At 67.3% G+C, this 17,348-nt stretch carries 14 protein-coding genes and 1 pseudogene; 5 read left to right on the top strand and 10 right to left on the bottom strand.

Translation table 11 applies throughout. The features are described from left to right. Positions 1–3: 3 nt before the first annotated feature. Positions 4–1,047 carry an L-erythro-3,5-diaminohexanoate dehydrogenase gene (kdd, locus tag ABT313_RS20790; protein ID WP_350856037.1) on the bottom strand — a complete coding sequence of 348 codons (1,044 nt, stop codon included), beginning with the start codon at positions 1,045–1,047 and terminating at the stop codon, positions 4–6. A 145-nt stretch (positions 1,048–1,192) separates the two neighbouring features. Here kdd and ABT313_RS20785 point away from each other — a divergent pair, with 145 nt between their 5' ends. Together ABT313_RS20785 and ABT313_RS20780 are read left to right on the top strand one after the other, a co-directional pair. Further along, positions 1,193–2,668: a KamA family radical SAM protein gene (locus ABT313_RS20785; RefSeq protein ID WP_350856034.1), complete on the top strand. Its 1,476-nt coding sequence runs from the start codon at positions 1,193–1,195 to the stop codon at positions 2,666–2,668. 159 nt (positions 2,669–2,827) lie between these two features. Beyond that, complete coding sequence (locus ABT313_RS20780; RefSeq protein WP_350856031.1) at positions 2,828–4,558, top strand: DUF8094 domain-containing protein; 1,731 nt, start codon at positions 2,828–2,830, stop codon at positions 4,556–4,558. Here the strand turns inward: ABT313_RS20780 and ABT313_RS20775 are convergent. Next, positions 4,552–5,217: an HAD family hydrolase gene (locus tag ABT313_RS20775; RefSeq protein WP_350856029.1), complete on the bottom strand. Its 666-nt coding sequence runs from the start codon at positions 5,215–5,217 to the stop codon at positions 4,552–4,554. The genes ABT313_RS20780 and ABT313_RS20775 overlap by 7 nt on opposite strands. Then, on the bottom strand, positions 5,214–5,654 hold the full coding sequence (locus ABT313_RS20770) for an Lrp/AsnC family transcriptional regulator (protein ID WP_350856027.1): 441 nt from the start codon (positions 5,652–5,654) through the stop codon (positions 5,214–5,216). Before ABT313_RS20770 ends, ABT313_RS20775 begins: the two co-directional genes overlap by 4 nt. 71 nt (positions 5,655–5,725) lie before the next feature. Between ABT313_RS20770 and ABT313_RS20765 the strand changes: the two genes are divergently transcribed. Then, a complete protein-coding gene (locus ABT313_RS20765; RefSeq protein WP_350857802.1) occupies positions 5,726–6,646 on the top strand; it encodes a 5'-3' exonuclease in 921 nt (306 codons plus the stop codon). Next, positions 6,643–7,836: a M20 metallopeptidase family protein gene (locus ABT313_RS20760; RefSeq protein ID WP_350856024.1), complete on the top strand. Its 1,194-nt coding sequence runs from the start codon at positions 6,643–6,645 to the stop codon at positions 7,834–7,836. The genes ABT313_RS20765 and ABT313_RS20760 overlap by 4 nt, the downstream gene beginning before the upstream one ends. Here the strand turns inward: ABT313_RS20760 and ABT313_RS20755 are convergent. Further along, on the bottom strand, positions 7,833–9,218 hold the full coding sequence (locus ABT313_RS20755; protein WP_350856021.1) for a hypothetical protein: 1,386 nt from the start codon (positions 9,216–9,218) through the stop codon (positions 7,833–7,835). The genes ABT313_RS20760 and ABT313_RS20755 overlap by 4 nt on opposite strands. Before the next feature lie 479 nt (positions 9,219–9,697). Here ABT313_RS20755 and ABT313_RS20750 point away from each other — a divergent pair, with 479 nt between their 5' ends. After that, positions 9,698–10,525, top strand: coding sequence for an alpha/beta fold hydrolase (locus ABT313_RS20750; RefSeq protein ID WP_350856018.1), 828 nt, complete (start codon positions 9,698–9,700; stop codon positions 10,523–10,525). Here the strand turns inward: ABT313_RS20750 and ABT313_RS20745 are convergent. The 6 genes and pseudogenes from ABT313_RS20745 to ABT313_RS20725 form a co-directional block, all read right to left on the bottom strand. Beyond that, positions 10,494–11,333 carry a nucleoside hydrolase gene (locus ABT313_RS20745; protein WP_350856015.1) on the bottom strand — a complete coding sequence of 280 codons (840 nt, stop codon included), beginning with the start codon at positions 11,331–11,333 and terminating at the stop codon, positions 10,494–10,496. The two genes, ABT313_RS20750 and ABT313_RS20745, sit on opposite strands and share 32 nt — an antisense overlap. Before the next feature lie 82 nt (positions 11,334–11,415). After that, positions 11,416–12,738 carry a hypothetical protein gene (locus tag ABT313_RS20740; RefSeq protein WP_350856013.1) on the bottom strand — a complete coding sequence of 441 codons (1,323 nt, stop codon included), beginning with the start codon at positions 12,736–12,738 and terminating at the stop codon, positions 11,416–11,418. A gap of 95 nt (positions 12,739–12,833) precedes the next feature. After that, on the bottom strand, positions 12,834–14,921 hold the full coding sequence (locus tag ABT313_RS20735; protein WP_502884005.1) for an ABC transporter ATP-binding protein: 2,088 nt from the start codon (positions 14,919–14,921) through the stop codon (positions 12,834–12,836). Next, positions 14,918–15,763 carry an ABC transporter ATP-binding protein gene (locus tag ABT313_RS44735; RefSeq protein ID WP_502884013.1) on the bottom strand — a complete coding sequence of 282 codons (846 nt, stop codon included), beginning with the start codon at positions 15,761–15,763 and terminating at the stop codon, positions 14,918–14,920. The genes ABT313_RS20735 and ABT313_RS44735 overlap by 4 nt, the downstream gene beginning before the upstream one ends. Before the next feature lie 39 nt (positions 15,764–15,802). Beyond that, positions 15,803–16,591 (bottom strand): annotated as a pseudogene (locus ABT313_RS44730) (ABC transporter permease); the annotation flags it as partial. 59 nt (positions 16,592–16,650) lie between these two features. Beyond that, a complete protein-coding gene (locus ABT313_RS20725) occupies positions 16,651–17,337 on the bottom strand; it encodes a TetR/AcrR family transcriptional regulator (RefSeq protein ID WP_350856007.1) in 687 nt (228 codons plus the stop codon). Between the last annotated feature and the right edge of the window lie 11 nt (positions 17,338–17,348).

Below are 17,348 nucleotides of genomic sequence, written 5' to 3'. Positions count from 1 at the left end.
GAACTAATCCTCCGCCAGCCTGCTCTCGAACAGGCCACGGACACCCGGCTCGGACCGCAACAGCTCCAACGCGAAGTCCGCATGCCCGGGCACGTACCCGTTGCCGACCAGCATCGTCACGTCCGCCGCCAGCCCTTCCGCGCCGAGCGCCGCGGCCGAGAACGACGTCGCCATCGAGAAGAAGATCACCGTGCCCCCGGCGGCGGTCGACAGTACGGCGCCGTGCTCACAGCCGGGTACGTCGACGCAGACGACGGTGATGTCCGCGGGTCCCCCGGCCTCGGCGACGGCGTTCGCGAGCGCGACCGGGTCGCGGGCGTCGGCCAGCGCGACGACATCGGCGATCCCGGCCTCGGTCAGCTTGTCCTGCTCGGCCTGGAACGGCACGATCCCGATCGTCCGCGCGGCGCCGGCCGAGCGCGCCGCGGCCAGCGACAGCGACCCGGACTTACCGGCGCCGCCAATTACTGACACGACAGGCTTTATGCCTTTGTCGACATACGAACGGGCCACGCGAGCGGTCAGCGCGGGTGCGCCGCAGACGTCCATCACGGCCAGCGAGAGCTCGGGCTTCAGGTCGTCGGGCAGCTTCGCGACGATCGACCGCGCGAACAGGATCGCGTGCCCCTGGGCCGGGACCTGCTCGCTGTTGCCGTCCCAGTCCTTCAGCTCGTCGGTGATCTGCAGCGGAGTTAGTGTCAGTGAAACTAGTGTCGCGACGCGGTCGCCGGGTTTGACGCCCAGCGGCGAATCCGGCCCGGCCTCGTCGACCACGCCGACGAGCATGCCGCCGGAGCCGGTGACCGGGTTCTGCATCTTGCCGCGGGTCTTCACGATGTCCAGGACTGCCCGGCGGATCGCCGTACCGTCGCCGCCGTGGGCCTCGGCCAGCTGGCGGTACGACGCGGCGTCGAGGTTGAGCCGCTCGACCGCGATGCGGACCTCGTCGGGCCAGATCCCGGGACGTGCGTCGAGTTTCTCCGCCGCCTGCGGCAACACGCCCGACGGCGCGAGTACACGATGCAGTCCTACCGGGCTCGACGACACAGGTCCTCCTCGTAGCGGTCAGGCAAAATACTACTCAGATCACGCCTTGACGAGAATTCTTGCGGCGTACTGTTGGATCTGAGGGAAGTTCTATCGCTATCCTCACATGAGACCGCAACACCACCGAAGTCCTGCGGAGGGACCCGTGACCGACCTGATCACCCCGGAGCTGGCTCGTTCGGAGCCCGGTGACGGCCAGCCGTACGCGTACCGGCGGGCCGAGCTGGTGGAGCCGGACTGGACCCGGCTGCCCGGCTGGAAGGACGTCACGGCCGAGGAATGGCGCTCGGTGCAGTGGCAGCGGTCGCACTGCGTGAAGAACGTGAAGCAGCTGCGCGACGTGATGGGCGACCTGCTCGAGGACCGGTTCTACGACGACCTCACCCGGGACCAGGCCGAGCGCGCGACGATGTCGATGCTGCTGCCGCCGCAGATGCTCAACACGATTGTGCCGTCCGGTGCTGTCAACAATTCAGGCGACTACACCGAGGCCTTCTACGCGGACCCGGTCCGCCGCTACATGCTGCCGGTGTTCAGTGACCGTCGTTCCGACTGGCCGTCGCACCCGCACGCAACCCGGGACTCGTTGCACGAGCACGAGATGTGGGCCACGGAGGGGTTGACCCACAGGTACCCGACCAAGGTCCTTGCGGAGATCCTGCCGACGTGCCCGCAGTACTGCGGGCACTGCACCCGCATGGACCTGGTCGGGAACTCGACGCCGGTCATCGACAAGCTCAAGTTCGTCGCCAAGCCGCAGACCCGGCTCGACGACATGCTCGACTACCTGCGCCGTACGCCGGGTGTCCGCGACGTCGTCGTCTCCGGCGGCGATGTGGCGAACATGCCATGGCCGCGGCTCGAGTCGTTCTTGATGAGCCTTCTGGAGATCGAGAACATCCGCGACATCCGGCTCGCGACCAAGGCGCTGATGGGGATGCCGCAGCACTGGCTCTCGTCCGACGTCCTGGCCGGCGTCGAACGCGTCGCGTCGGTGGCGCGCAACCGCGGCGTGATGATCGCGATGCACACGCATGTGAACGCGGCTCAGTCCGTGACGCCGCTGGTCGCCGAGGCCTCGAAGGCGATGCTAGAGGCCGGTTTGCGCGACGTCCGCAACCAGGGCGTGCTGATGCGCGGCGTCAACGACTCGGTGCACCAGCTGCTCGACCTGTGCTTCGCCCTGCTCGACGGCGCGAACATCACGCCGTACTACTTCTACATGTGCGACATGATCCCGTTCTCCGAGCACTGGCGGGTGTCGGTCCGCGACGCGCAGCACCTGCAGCACGGCATCCTCGGGTACCTGCCCGGCTTCGCGACTCCGCGCATCGTCTGCGACGTCCCGTACGTCGGCAAGCGGTGGGTGCACCAGCTCTCGGAGTACGACGAGGTCCGCGGCATCTCGTACTGGAAGAAGAACTACCGCACCGGCATCGAGCAGCAGGACCCCGAGGCGCTGAACCGCACCTACGAGTACTACGACCCGATCGACACGCTCCCCGCCGAGGGCCAGGCCTGGTGGACCCAGCACGCCGGCACCACCCTCGCCGAAGCCGAACAACGAGCGGCCGCGTCCCGCGCCGCCGCCGAGGCCCAGAAGTCCCTGGACCTCTCCTAATCCCGTCTTCGGTGCCACCAATGCAGGGGGTGGCACCGGAGGCGTCACCCCGTTGTCCGGCCCGGGGACCCGCGGTGCGCCGCTCGAGCGCTAGCATCACGGGTCGTTTGTCGGGCGGTCTGTCTGGGGCAGGCCGCGATCTCGGGAGTTCTTGTGCGGGTGATCCGCAGGATTGTCGGCGTGCTGCTGGCTTTGGTCGGGTTGATCGTCGCGGTGGTCGGCGGGGTGGCGGCGTTCTGGTTGGTCGGGCCGGATGACACGGTCCATTCCGGGGATCAGCATCTGGCGAGCAAGGGGCTGGCGATCGCGAGTACGCCGGATCTGCTGGATCGGCACGGGCCGGTGCTGCACGTCGACGTACGGTCGGCGAAGGGGCAGCCGGTGTTCGTCGGAGTGGCGCGGGACTTCGACGTCAGCAGTTACCTGAAGGGCACGGCGCACACGAAGCTCGTGCAGATCCAGTACCCGATCTCGCTGACGACCCAGGACGAGAAGGGTACGGCGGGACCGCTGGCGGCGCCCGACACGCTCGACTGGTGGGTTACCAAGGCGAACGGCGCCGGCACCCAGTCCATCGCCTGGCCGATCGAGGACGGCCCGTACGACGTGGTGATCATGAACGCCGACGGGAAGACCGCGCCCGACGCCCAGGTCAACCTCGGCATCGAGATCCCCAAGGCGTTCGTCACCGCGCTGGGCATCTTCATCGCCGGCGTCGTTCTGCTTGCCCTCGGCATCCTCCTGGTCCTGCTCCGCCGCCGACCCGCCAAGCCCGGGCCCACGGGCGGCTCCTACGGGCAGCAGCAGTACGAACCAGCCGTCCACCTGCCACCGCAGTACGGCGCGCCGGGTCCGCAGCAACCGCAGTACCCACAGCCCCAGTACCCGCAACCGCAGCAGCCGCCGGTACGGCGTTCGGCTGGGCGGCGGCTGGTGGTTGGTGGGCTGGCGCTCGGACTGCTGAGCGGGTGTTCCGCGATCCCTGAGCAGGACACGGTCACGACGCTGACCCGGCCGGCGATCACCGACGACGCGGCCGCAGCGGTGATCAAGCACTACAACGCCGTCAACAACAAGGCGAACAGCACCCGCGACGACAAGCTGATCGCGACGGTTGAAGGCGGCAACCTCGTCCGCGAGAGCCAGGCCGGGTACACGATCGACACCTACGCCAAGGCGAAGCCGATCGGCGCGTTCACCTACACCAACCCGGTCATCGGCGCGCCGCAGATCAGCGGCTACCCGATCAGCTTCGTCAGCACCTCCGGGATCTCCGACAACAAGGAGTACCGCCACGTCGGCGTCTGGGAGCGCGCCACCGCCGGCAGTCCCTGGATGCTCACCTTCGCCGCCGGCGTGAAGACCACGGTCAAGCTCCCCGATCTGACCGGCCTGCGCCGAGCGACCAAGGCGGACGACAACCGGCTCGCGGCCGCCCCTCAGGCCGCCGCGACCAGCCTCGCGACGTACCTGACCGGCGGAGCCAAGTCCCCGCGCGCGGCCGCGTTCCAGCCGAACGCCGACATCACCCGTCTGCTCGCCGGCATCATGAGCAACCGCGCCGAGAAGGCGAAGCAGCGCGGATCCACCCGGAGCATCACCGACACCTTCACGGCGCCGCCGCAGTCCCCCGCGTTCGTCACCAAGTCGGGCACGGCGGTGGTCTTCGTCTCGCTAACCCACGAGTACACGCTGATGCCCGGCGTCAACTGGCAGTTCTGGTGGTCGGGCATGCCCGAGAACGCGTTCAGCCCGGCGACGGCGAAGTACCAGAGCGGCCTCACCTCGACGACGATCCACGATGCGGTCCTGCTGATCCCGCCGAAGGGCAAGGGCAAGATCCAGGTCGCGTCGTTCGAGAGCCAGCTGATCGAGGCCGGAGGCTACTGAGGGACCGCCATTTCGGTCAGCTCGGGAAAGGACTTGATCGTGGGTCCGGGCCAGTGCGGAGCCGAGTTGGCATGCTCGAGCGTGCGGATCGCGCGCATACCCAGGGAGGCGGCGGCCGGCAGTTCGTTGTCGTTGCCGTCGCCAACGAAGATGCACTCGGTCGGATCCACGCCGAGCGCATTGCACGCCGTCAGGTAGATAGCCGGCTCGGGCTTGGCGGCGCCGACCTCCGCGGAGAAGGCGGTCGCGTCGAAGTACGGCGCCAGCGGGCTGCTCGGCCACTGCAGCTGCGTCTCGGCGGTGATGTTGCTTACCAGCCCGATCCGCCAGCCCGCCGCCTTGAACGCGGCCAACGTGCTCAACGTCGTCGCCGGAGCTGCACCGAGCAGGCGCTGGGCGAGCGCACGGCGGAGACTCGTTGCCTCCTCGACCTGTTCGTCCGTCGGGTTACCTCCGCAGCGTTCCGCGATCACCCGGAGCGTGTTCGGCAGATCGCCGTATGCCCCGATGAAGCGCTCGTACGACGCCGCGTCGAACGCCTGCTGGAAGGCCAGCGCGTCGACGCCGAGCGCTGCGCCCATCCGGGCGTTGACCAGGTCCCGTTCGGCGTCTCCGCCCGGAACCAGCGTGCTGAACAGATCGCTGAGCAGGGCCTTCACAGGGCGGGCGGCCGGCGCTCGTACGGCGTGCTCAGCACGATCGTCGTCGTGGTGGACACGTTGGCCCGGGCCCGGATCACGGCCAGCAGGTTCTCCAGCGCGGCCGGCGAGGCGACCCGGACGACCAGGATGTAGCTGGAGTCGCCCGCGACCGAGTAGCAGGACTCGATCTCCGGCACCTCTCGGAGCCGCTCGGGCGAGTCGTCCGGCTGGGACGGGTCGATCGGCCGGATCGAGATCAGCGCCGTCAGCGGCAGATCGAGCGCGGTGTGGTCGACGGTGGCGGCGTACCCCTGGATGATGCCGCGCTGCTCGAGCCGCTTCACCCGCTGGTGCACGGCCGACGTGGACAGGCCGGTCGCCTTGCCCAGGTCGGTGAAGCTCATCCTGCCGTCGGTCGCGAGCAGCCCGACGATCTTTCGGTCCAGGTCCTCCATCCTGGAGACCCTACTGCCGGGACCGCCGGGCATGAAAGCATCTCTCCATGGCTGAGACACCCCAGCGCTTGATGCTGCTCGACACCGCGTCGCTGTACTTCCGTGCGTTCTTCGGCGTGCCGGACACGATGAAGGCCGCCGACGGTACGCCGACCAACGCGATCCGCGGGCTGCTCGACTTCATCGCGCGCCTCGCCGAGAACCACCGGCCGACCCACCTGGTCGCCTGCTGGGACGACAACTGGCGTCCGTCCTGGCGGGTGGCGCTGATTCCGTCGTACAAGGCGCAGCGGGTCGAGTTCGTGACGCCGAAGGGCGAGCAGGTCGAGGACGTGCCGGACCGGCTCGAGGTCCAGGTGCCCTACATCCGCGCCTGCCTCGAGGCGATCGGCATCGCCGTCGTCGGCGCGCCGGACCACGAGGCGGACGACGTGATCGGCACGCTGTCCCACCAGGCCACGATGCCCGTCGACGTGGTGACCGGCGACCGCGACCTGTTCCAGCTGATCGACGACAGCCGCGGCATCCGGATCGTCTATACGGCGGCACGCGGTGTCGGGCGGGCGGACGTGTACGACGAGAAGGCACTGCTGGCGAAGTACGAGATCCCGGCCCAGCGGTACGCCGACTTCGCGACGCTGCGCGGGGACGCGTCGGACGGGCTGCCCGGCGTGAAGGGCATCGGCGAGAAGACGGCCGCCGCGCTCGTCACGGCGTACGGCGATCTGGACGCGATCCGCGCGGCCGCGGCCGACCCGAGCACGCCGATGGCGCCTGGGGTGAAGAAGAAGATCCTGGCGGACAGCGACTATCTGGACGTCGCGCCGAAGGTGGTCGCGGTCGCGAAGGACGCGCCGGTCGGGACGTACGACGCGCGGATTCCGCACGAGATCAAAGATCCGGAGCGGTGGCTCGATCTCGTCGAGCTGCTCGAGCTCGGCGGCAGCGCGCAACGGGTGATGACCGCCCTCGACCTGGGACCGAAGGCGTGAGCCGCACGCGGGAGCTGGCCGAGGGGTTCCGGGACGAGATCGTCGCGCTTCGGCGGGCGCTGCATCAGGTGCCGGAGTACGACCTCGACCTGCCGAAGTCGCAGCAGTTGATCCTGGACGCGCTGGCCGGCCTGCCGTTGGAGATCACGCTCGGCAAGGAGCTGTCCTCGGTGACCGCCGTACTGCGGGGCGGCGCCGGGCCTGGGCCGGTCGTGCTCCTGCGTGGGGATATGGATGCGCTGCCGGTGACCGAGCGGACCGACGTCCCCTACGTCTCCCAGCATCCCGGGATGATGCACGCGTGTGGTCATGACCTGCATGTCGCGGGGCTGGTCGGGGCCGCGAAGGTGCTGTCCGCGCTTCAGGCGGAGCTGCCGGGTGACGTGGTGTTCATGTTCCAGCCCGGCGAGGAGACCTCTGGCGGGGCGCCGATCATGATCCGCGAAGGGGTTCTCGACGCGGCCGGCCGGCGGGCGGATGCGGCGTACGGGCTGCATGTCGGGTCGGCGTCGCAGCCGCTGGGGATGTGGAGCAGCAAGCCGGGGTCGTTCATGGCTGCGGCGGATCAGCTGCATGTGCGGGTGATCGGCTCGGGGACGCACGGGTCGACGCCGTACCGCGGGAAGGACCCGATCCCGGTGCTGTGCGAGATCGTCGGGGCGCTGCAGACGATGATCACGCGGCAGTTCGACGTGTTCGACCCGGTCGTGCTCACGGTCGGGCGGATCGCGGGTGGGACGAAGGAGAACATCATCCCGGACGACGCGCTGTTCGACGCGACGGTCCGGACGTTCTCCGCCGAGACCCGCGCGAAAGTGCAACTAGTGTCAACGCAACTAGTCGAGTCGATGGCCGCGGCGCACGGGTTGAAGGCCGAGGTCGAGTACACGATCGGCTACCCGGTGACGGTCAACAACACCGCGGAGTTCGAGTTCGCCCGCGACACGATCGTCGACCTCTTCGGCGCCGACCGCTTCCGCGAACGCGCCAACCCGCGCTGCGGCGCCGAGGACTTCTCCTACGTCCTCGAGGAGATCCCCGGCGTCTACCTCAATCTCAGCGCCTGCCGCTCCACCGACCCGGACGCCGCCCCCGACAACCACTCCCCCTTGGCCGACTTCGACGACGCGATCCTCCCCGACGGCGCCGCCCTCCTCGCCGAACTCGCAATCCGCCGGATGGCACGTTAGAGCGAGACAGGAGGTTGGTTGGGGAGCGAGAGCGGCCCCCAGGCGATGGCGGCTGGGTCCTTGAATCTCGCACCGGCGAGGCTGGCGCTCAGCCGCTCGGCGGAGCGCGACTGAGGCCGGAATGCCAGCACTTCAAATGTCGTTCGGCGGGCCGAGAAGTCTGCGCTATCGAAGGTCGGCGACGCGCCTTCGATACGGAGAAAGCCTATCGAGACAGCATCGCCCGAAAACACCGCGTTATCGAATGATGCGCGCCGAGAAGCTTTTAGAATCAATCCATCGAACGACGTCGCCTGTGCCCTGAACTTCGTTTCATGGAAGAACACCTTTTCGGAATTGACGACCACGTGATTGAACGAAGCTCGGCTGCCATCAAAAATCGCCTGAGCGAACGACACATACTCGCCTTTGAAAACAGAGCGGTTGAACGAGGTTCGACAATGGAACTCGGTCTCACTAAACGATGTGCGTACCGAGAAGGTCGCATTGAAAGACACATATTCGCAGGCAAACCTGGTCCGGTCAAATGAAATCCGACGACTGACAGAAAAGGTCGCGCGATCGAACGACGCATTTCCAGCCTCGCACGAGAACACAGCGTCATCGAAGACGACCACCTCCGCCATGAACTTGGAGTCATCGAAAGATGTCCGTCTACTGGCGAAGTCGACGCTGCCGAATGTCACGCGATCACCGTCGAACGTCGCTTCGCCAAACGAAATCTCTTCGCCCGCGAACGTCGAACGATCAAAGCACGTACGCCGTTCGAAGCTGGCACTCTCGAATGAGATGCGCCCGTTGAACACCGAGCCCAGAAACGATGTCTCCTGGGCCGCGAATACTGCACCCTTGAAGGATGTGTCACCGTCGAACCGAACTCCCACGAAAGATGTTCGGTCACCGCCAAAAGTGGCGGCTTCGAATGAAGCGTCGAACAAGACAGCGCGCTCAAAATCGAGATTCAGGTCGCTCCACCTGATGCTGGCGGTCGAACGGAGGTGCTGCGCAATTACACTGACAATCGCACGGCGCACCTGCACCTCCGCCAGCCCGGACTTCGGGGCATATCTTGGCATCGACGGACGTCGACGATAACGCGGCAACCTGCTCGGAACACATTGACCATCGGGCGTCGGCTCGTCATCCAAGGGGAGCCGGAGGTAACCACACAGGACATCCACGCATTGCTGACGCTGGTCCTGCCATTCGTCAGCCAGGGCAGCAAGTGCATAGACGCCGGCGAGCCGCTGTGGCGCATGTTCCCCGCCTAGCTGAGAAGCCGCTGCAACGAAGCGCTCGTTCAGCAGCCGGAGATCTCGCTCAAGATGCCGTTGCCTTCTGTAGTTGACGACCAGCGCGATCGCTCCTCCGATCGCAGCCACGATAGCGAGAGCGAGCTTAAAGACGTCATCACGACGGCCCAACCCAGGCTCACGCGAAGACGTTCTCTCACGGTGTTTGCAGGCCGTGCTGGCACTCGGGGCGGGCTTTTCTCAGTTGCACTTGGATGCGGTTGCTCGGCCATCACACCCTCCTGCGCATGACCTGCTGTTCGCAGAGCCTGCGACACCCGGATTGAGCTCCCCGCACGTGGCTCCTAACTGACGGAGTGCTGGGCACAAACTCGTGATACGTAGGCGAGATAATTGGCCACGCCGATCGCCAGGCGGTGGCCGTCGCTCGGGTCGGCGTGCGGGCCCGCGGTACTCGGCGTACCCGCAGTTTCACGACCGACTGGTCGAGGCGGCTCAGACGGACCCGGATCCGGATCGTCAGGAGGATGCCGACCTGATCCTGGAGTCCTTCGACTAGGGAGAATTCCCGATGTCGCGGCGGGGCGCGGGCCAGCAGAATCGCCGTCATGCCCTTTGTCGATGTGCCCGGTGGATACCTGTACTACGAACAGCACGGCGCCGGCCCGGACGTCGTGCTGCTGAACGGCGGACTGGCTGACACGCGGATGTGGACCTCGACGGTCGCGTGGCTGGCGGACGTCGCTCGCGTGACGGTGTGGGACTGCCGGGACCGCGGTCTGTCCTCGGTGTCGTCGTCGGAGTACGACGAGCTTGGCGACCTGGCCGCAGTACTGGACGCCGCCGGGGTCTCGCGGGCGATCCTGGTCGGGGTGTCCGACGGAGCGCGGCAAGCGCTTGCGTTCGCCCATCGGTATCCGTTGCGGGCGGCTCGGGTCTGTGCGGTCGCGGGTTCGTTCGGGGAGTTCCCGTCGCCGACGCCGGCCGAGGCAGGGGCACGAGTGGTGATGCGGGCGCACTTCGCCCAACAGGCCAAGATCCTCGAGACCGGCGACATCGCCACCGCGGCGGCCAACGACATCACCGCCTGGTGCCCCGCCGTCGACCTCGACGCCCACCGCCTCCTGGTCGGCCTCGCGATCGCCAACTCGCGCATCATGCTGATGCCCGAGGACAACGCCCGCGAACTCGATCCGCCGATCAAGCACCGCTTCGCGGAACTCGACGTACCGGTCTCCGTGCTGGTCGGTGAGCACGACTTCCAAGGCACCCAACTCTGGGCCCAACGCCTGGCGACCGAAGCCCCGGAGACCTCGCTGACCGTCCTCCCGAACGCTGACCACATGCCGATGCTCTCCGCACCCGACGCCTTCCGCGCCTACCTGCTCGACGCCCTCGCCACGACTACCCCAGAGCCTGCGCCAACCACGACATGAACGCGCCGTAGTCCGCCGACACCGACATGACGATCTCGGCGCCGTCGTCGCTCCGGCTCATGCGTGCGATCTCGTCGAGCGCGACCCGCTCCCGGACGAATCGCACGCCGGGCCAGAGCATCGCGGCCGCCAGCGTCAGCGCGTCGTGCTGCATGGTGCCTGGGTACTTCGCCATCCAGCGATCGCAGTGTTCGCGGAGGACGCGCTCGAACGGACGGGCGTCCGGCTGAGCCCATCGCTGGTAGAGCGGGGAGTCCTTGGTGAGCTCGATCGCCGGGTTGAACGTCACGTCCGACACCACGAACGTCGGCAGCCACGGCTCGAGCGACGGCACCATCCGGATCGCCGCCTCCGGGTCCACCCGGAAGTTGTGCTCCGCCCGCGACGGATCCCGGTAGTTGATCGCGCCGCCCATCTGCGTCACGACCAACTGCGACACCAACTCAGGCTGCTCGGTCTGCAGCATGGCGAGGTTGGACAACGGTCCCATCCCCACCCACCGCACACGCCCGTCTGCCGCCGCGCAAACCTCAGCCACCGCCCCGACAACATCGGTCCCCTGCCGCGGCACGTCCGCAGGACACAGTCCGTCGATCACCCACATCCGGCTGTTCCCCAGGTCGGACCCCGCCACCACACGAACGTCCGTCCGCCCCACCAGATCCAGCAAATACCGCGCAAACCGAGCCCGCTCCCCGCCGTACTCGTCACTGGTAACCACCAACCGCAACTCCGGCACCAACCGTGCCGCCACCACCAACGCCACAGTGTCATCCGGATCCCCACCAACATCGGTATCAATAATCATCGAAGCCCCCGCAATCGCCGGTACCCCGACCCCCGGCGGCGGCCCGCCCCGAATCAACGGCCCCGCAAGCTCCTCAAACTCCTCAAAGCTCACGCCCGTCCCGGCCAACGCCTCCCACTCGCCCCCGGGATCCACCTCCCCGCCGCCCATTGCCACCTCCGCCACCTCGCATCGAAATGAACACATTGTCTACGAACACCCGTTTGTCGTTGTCGTTCCCGCACCGCTCGTACGCGGCCCAGATGGCTTCCCGCTCCCGCTCCGGCACCCGTCCGCGGTCCAGTGTCTTCTGCAGCTCATCAGCCTGCTGCTTATCGCCTCGATGGACGAACGAGTCGAGGAACTCGGCCAGTCGGGGGTCCGGCGACCGATCGCCGATCCAAGCGCGGATCTCGCTCCGGAATCGTGTGGACCAGTCATCCAGCCAGGACCGATAGTTGCCCCCGGCATCGCGCAGCCCGGCGACATCCCGGGCCAGGTCGGCGACCGCCATCAGATTCACTACCTTGACTCCCTCGCGGACTCGAAGATCGCGCAATCGCGGCGACACCCGTCCCCTGCTCAGGCCTTCCAGAAGCACCGGGTGGCGGCGTTGTCCGGACTGCTCGGGACCGCGAGCACCGAGGCGCACCGGGCTCGACATCGGACCGTCGAGCAACTCCTCGATGCTGTTGAGGGCCAGCTGATGTGCGAACGTCTTCGACTCGTCGGCAGGCAGCTCGTAGAACGGCCGTCCTTCCCGGGTCTCCGCCGCAGGCAGGTGCACCTCGTATCCCTTCTTGCTGCCGGGATGCGGGTCGTACGGCGATTCGCCGAGGAAGGCATAGCGCCCGGTGAACGCTGTCTCCGGATAGACGGCCGAGAGCAACTCCTGCACGGTGCCCTTGAAGCTCGTGTCGAAGACCGTCACCCGACTCCCCGGTTGGCCAACTGGGACCCGATTCGCCTGCATGTAGTCGCTGAGCTGCCGGAACCCACCGACCGTGTCCGCGGGATCCACGCGCGGCGCCACCCGCCGGAACCCGTCCACCTGCGGGAACCGGAGCCCCTGGTGATGCTCGAGATCCTGCAAGGCGTTCTCAATGAGCGCGCGTGACAGCACCAGATTCGATCCGTGCCGGCGGAAGAACTGTCCGTCGAGCCGCAGCATCGCCAGCGCCAGGTGATGCCCGTCGCGGCCGAGCGCCACAATCCTGTCGGCTCTTCGCTCGGCGACGTCGGCGCGCAGATCGGCGAGCATGTCGTCCGCGATCCTTACCATCAGCGGTGCGGGAAACTCGTAGGCGACGAGGTACGCGTCTCGCAGCGTCATCTTGTCCGCCGACTCGGTGACATTCAGCTTCGCTGCAACGCGCAGCGCAGCTCGGGTGCTGCGCTCCCGTACATAGTCCGCGTGGTTGGGCATGCATCAAGTACCGCATAGTTCGCGGTGACGCCGCGGAAGTTATCCACAGGCATGACGACGGACGGGGACGCCTGGTCGGCGTCCCCGTCCGTCGGTCAGCGGGCCATTGGGCGGGCGGCTGGGGTGGGGGTTGGGAGGGCGGCGGCTTCTTCGTCGATGTCTACTACGGCGCCGCTGAACTGGGCGTTGTAGAGGCGGGCGTAGGCGCCGTCGAGGGCGAGGAGTTCGTTGTGGTTGCCCTGTTCGACGATGGCGCCGTTCTCCATGACCAGGATCAGGTCGGCGTCGCGGATGGTGGACAGGCGGTGGGCGATGACGAAGCTGGTCCGGTCCGAGCGCAGGGCGGCCATGGCGCGTTGGACCAGGACCTCCGTGCGGGTGTCGACCGAGCTGGTGGCCTCGTCGAGGATGAGCAACTGCGGGTCGGCCAGGAACGCTCGCGCGATGGTGAGCAGCTGCTTCTCACCGGCGCTGACGTTGCTGCCTTCCTCGTCGATCACCGTGTCGTAGCCGTCGGGCAGGCTGTGCACGAAGCGGTCGACGTACGTCGCCTTCGCCGCCGCGAGCATGTCCTCCTCGGTGGCCTTCAGGTTGCCGTACAGGAGGTTGTCGCGGATCGTGCCGCCGAACAGCCAGGTGTCCTGCAGCACCATCCCGATCCGCGAGCGCAGGTCGTGCCTGGTCAGCTCGGTGATGTCGACACCGTCGAGTGTGATCTTGCCGCCGTTGAGCTCGTAGAACCGCATGATCAGGTTCACCAGCGTCGTCTTGCCGGCACCGGTCGGACCGACGATCGCGACCGTCTGCCCGGGCTCCGCGACCAGGCTCAGGTCCGTGATCAGCGGCTTGTCCGGGTCGTACGAGAACGACACGTGCTCGAACTCGACCCGTCCGCGCGCGTCCGTGACCTTCTCCGGCGTCGCGTCGTCCGGGATCTGCTCCTCCGCGTCCAGTACTTCGAACACCCGCTCCGCGGACGCCACACCCGACTGCAGCAGGTTGGCCATCGAGGCGACCTGCGTCAGCGGCTGGGTGAACTGCCGCGAGTACTGGATGAACGCCTGCACGTCGCCCAGCGACATCGTGCCGGACGCGACCCGCAGACCGCCGAGGACCGCGATCACCACGTAGTTCAGGTTCCCGACGAACATCATCACCGGCATGATCAGCCCGGAGATGAACTGCGCCCCGAACGCCGCCTGGTACAGCTCGTCGTTCTTCTTCGCGAACTCGGCCTCGATCTCCTTCTGCCGGCCGAACACCTTCACCAGCTCGTGCCCGGTGAACGCCTCCTCGATCTGCCCGTTCAGCGCGCCGGTGTGCCGCCACTGGGCGATGAACCGGACCTGCGAGCGCTTGGCGATCGTCGCGGTCAGGATCATCGTGATCGGGATCGTGACGAGCGCGATCAGCGCCAGCGTCGGCGAGATCACGAACATCAGCGTGATGACGCCGATCACCGTCAGCAGCGACGTGAGCAGCTGGCTCAATGTCTGCTGCAGGCTGGTCGAGATGTTGTCGATGTCGTTCGTCACCCGGCTGAGCAGCTCACCGCGCGGCGCGCCGTCGAAGTAGCTCAGCGGCAACCGGTTCAGCTTCGCCTCGACGTCGGAGCGCAGCGACAGGATCGTCCGCTGTACGACGCCGTTCAGGATGTAGCCCTGCGCCCAGGAGAGGAAGAACGCACCGACGTACAGCGCCAGGACCAGCAGCAGAACGTTGCGCAGGGCGTCGAAGTCGATGCCGACGCCCGGGACCAGGTCGATCCCCTGCAGCAGGTCTGCGAGCCGGCCGTTGCCGGAGGCCCGGGTCTGTTCGATCACCTGCGCCTTGGTCATACCGCTTGGCAGATGCTTGCCGATGGCACCGGCGAAGATGATGTCGGTCGCACGGCCGAGGATCTTCGGGCCGAGCACCGACAGACCGACGCTGCAGACCGCCAGCAGGATCACGCCGGACACCTGCAGCCGGTGCGGGCGCAACCGCCCGAGGAGCCGCTTCGCCGACGGCAGGAAGTTCATGGACTTGTCGCCGGGGATACCTCCGGGCGGACCGAACCCGCGACCGGTGGTCGGCCGCTCAGTCGCCTTCACCGTCTTGGCCGCGTCCTGCACCTTGCCGCCGTCCTGGACCTTGCCGTTGGGTGACTGGCCGTTCGGGGACGGCGTGTTCTGCTCGCTCATGCCGCCTCCTCCGCGGAACGCTGGGACTCGACGATCTCGACGTACGTCGGACACGTCTCGAGCAACTCGTCATGCGTACCCTTGCCGACGATCGCCCCGTCCTCGATCACCACGATCTGGTCGGCGTCGATGATCGTCGACACGCGCTGCGCGACGACCACCACACAGGCCTCCCGCGTCACCGGCCGCAGCGCCGCCCGCAACCGGGCGTCGGTCGACAGGTCGAGCGCCGAGAACGAGTCGTCGAACAGGTAGATCTCCGGCTTCCGGACCAAGGCCCGCGCGATCGCGAGCCGCTGCCGCTGACCGCCCGACACGTTCGTGCCGCCCTGCGCGATCGGCGCCTCCAGCCCCTCGGCCATCGCCTCGACGAAGTCCTTGCCCTGGGCAATCTCCAGGGCTTCCCAGAGCTCCTCGTCGGTGGCGTCCGGGTTGCCGTACCGCAGGTTGCTGGCGACCGTCCCGGAGAACAGGTACGGACGCTGCGGCACCAGCCCGATCCGCTCCCAGAGCGCCTCGGGCTCGATCTCGCGTACGTCGATGCCGTCGACCAGCACCCGTCCCTCGGTCGCGTCGAACAAGCGCGGTACCAGCGAGAGCAGCGTCGTCTTGCCGGCGCCCGTGCTTCCGATGATCGCGGTCGTCTGCCCCGGCGACGCGACGAGGTTGATGTCGTGCAGCACCGGCTCGGCCGCGCCCGGGTACTTGAACGAGGCATGCTCGAACACGAGCTGCCCGCGGCCGGTGAAGGACTTGATCGGCGAGACCGGCGGCCGCACCGACGAGTCCGTGTCGAGTACTTCGGAGATCCGGTCCGCGCAGACCGATGCGCGCGGCACCATGATCATCACGAACACGCCCATCATCACCGAGAACAGGATCTGGATCAGGTAGCTCAGGAATGCGGTCAGCGCACCGACCTCCAACGTCCCGTTCTCGATCCGGGAGGCGCCGAACCACAGAACTGCCACGCTCGACACGTTCAGGATCAGCATCACGGTCGGGAAGATCAGCGCCATCAGCCGGCCGGCCTTGATCGCCGTGTCGGTCAGGTTCTGGTTGGCCTCGCCGAAACGCTCGACCTCGTGCGGTTCGCGGACGAATGCGCGGACCACCCGGATACCGGAGATCTGCTCACGCAGTACCCGGTTCACCCCGTCGATGTTCTTCTGCATCTTCCGGAACTGCGGGACCATGCGGCTCGCGATGAAGCCGACGCAACCGGCCAGCAGCGGTACGGCGACCACGACCAGCCACGACAGCCCGACGTCCTGCCGGATCGCCATGATCACACCGCCGACCATCGTGATCGGCGCCGCGACCAGCATCGTCGTGGTCATCACGACCAGCATCTGGATCTGCTGTACGTCGTTGGTACTGCGGGAGATGAGCGTCGGCGCACCGAACTGGTTCACCTCGCGGGCGGAGAACTCACCGACCCGGTGGAAGACGGCCGCCCGGACGTCGCGTCCGAACAAGGCGGCTGTTTTCGCGCCGAAGTACACCGCGGTGATCGTGCAGATGATCTGCACCAGGCTGACCGCGAGCATCCAGCCCCCGGTGCTCATGATGTAGCCGGTGTCGCCCTTGGCCACGCCGTTGTCGATGATGTCGGCGTTCAGGGTCGGCAGGTAGAGAGAGGCGATGGTCCCGATCAACTGCAGGACCACCACCAAGGACAGGTTTCCCGCGTACGGACGCAAATGCGTACGCAGAACGCGAATTAACATCAATCATCCCCAGAGTCGTGATGGCGGGCACCGCCGAGCGCGTACTCGACGATGTCCTCGGTGGCCGGTGGCTGACCGGTGTGGTGCTTGGGTGTGTCGTGCTTGAGGAGGCCGTCGAACGCGAAGTCGACGATCTCCTCGGCGGTCAGCACATGGCCGCCGGAAATCAGTGGGTGGGTGGCCGAGAAGGTCAGCAGCCCGAGATGACGGACCACGTCCTCGGGCGGCAGCCGCAGCTGGTCCGCGTCCGGCCGGAGCAGGTCCGCGAACGCCAGGTTCGCCAGGTCCGAGTGCCGCTGCCGGCGGGCCTCGTCCATCGGGGTCGCGTGCCGGAACTCCGGTGGCCGGCGGATCCGCAACGCGAACATCAGCTTGAACACCCCGCGCAGCCGCTTCTGGCCGATCTCGACCGCGGCGACGGTCCGCTGCCGCAGCGGCAGTGAGCGGTCGACCCGCTCGATCGCCCGGACCAGGTCCGAGGTGTCGAACACGGTCGCCATCGCGGCCTCGATCAGCGCGTCCTTGCTGCCGAACGCCCGGAAGATCGTCCCCTCGGCGATGCCGGCCGCCTCGGCGATCTGCTTGGTGCTGACGTCGGCCCCGAACTCCTCCAGCAACGGCAGGGCGGCCTCGACGATGGCCGCGCGTCGCTCGTCGGGTGGCAGTGGGGTCGCTCGTGGTGTCACGGATCAAAGGT

The sequence above is a fragment of the Kribbella sp. NPDC000426 genome (genome assembly GCF_040300265.1).
GTDB lineage: Bacteria > Actinomycetota > Actinomycetes > Propionibacteriales > Kribbellaceae > Kribbella.
This window is presented reverse-complemented; position numbering and strand designations above follow the sequence as displayed.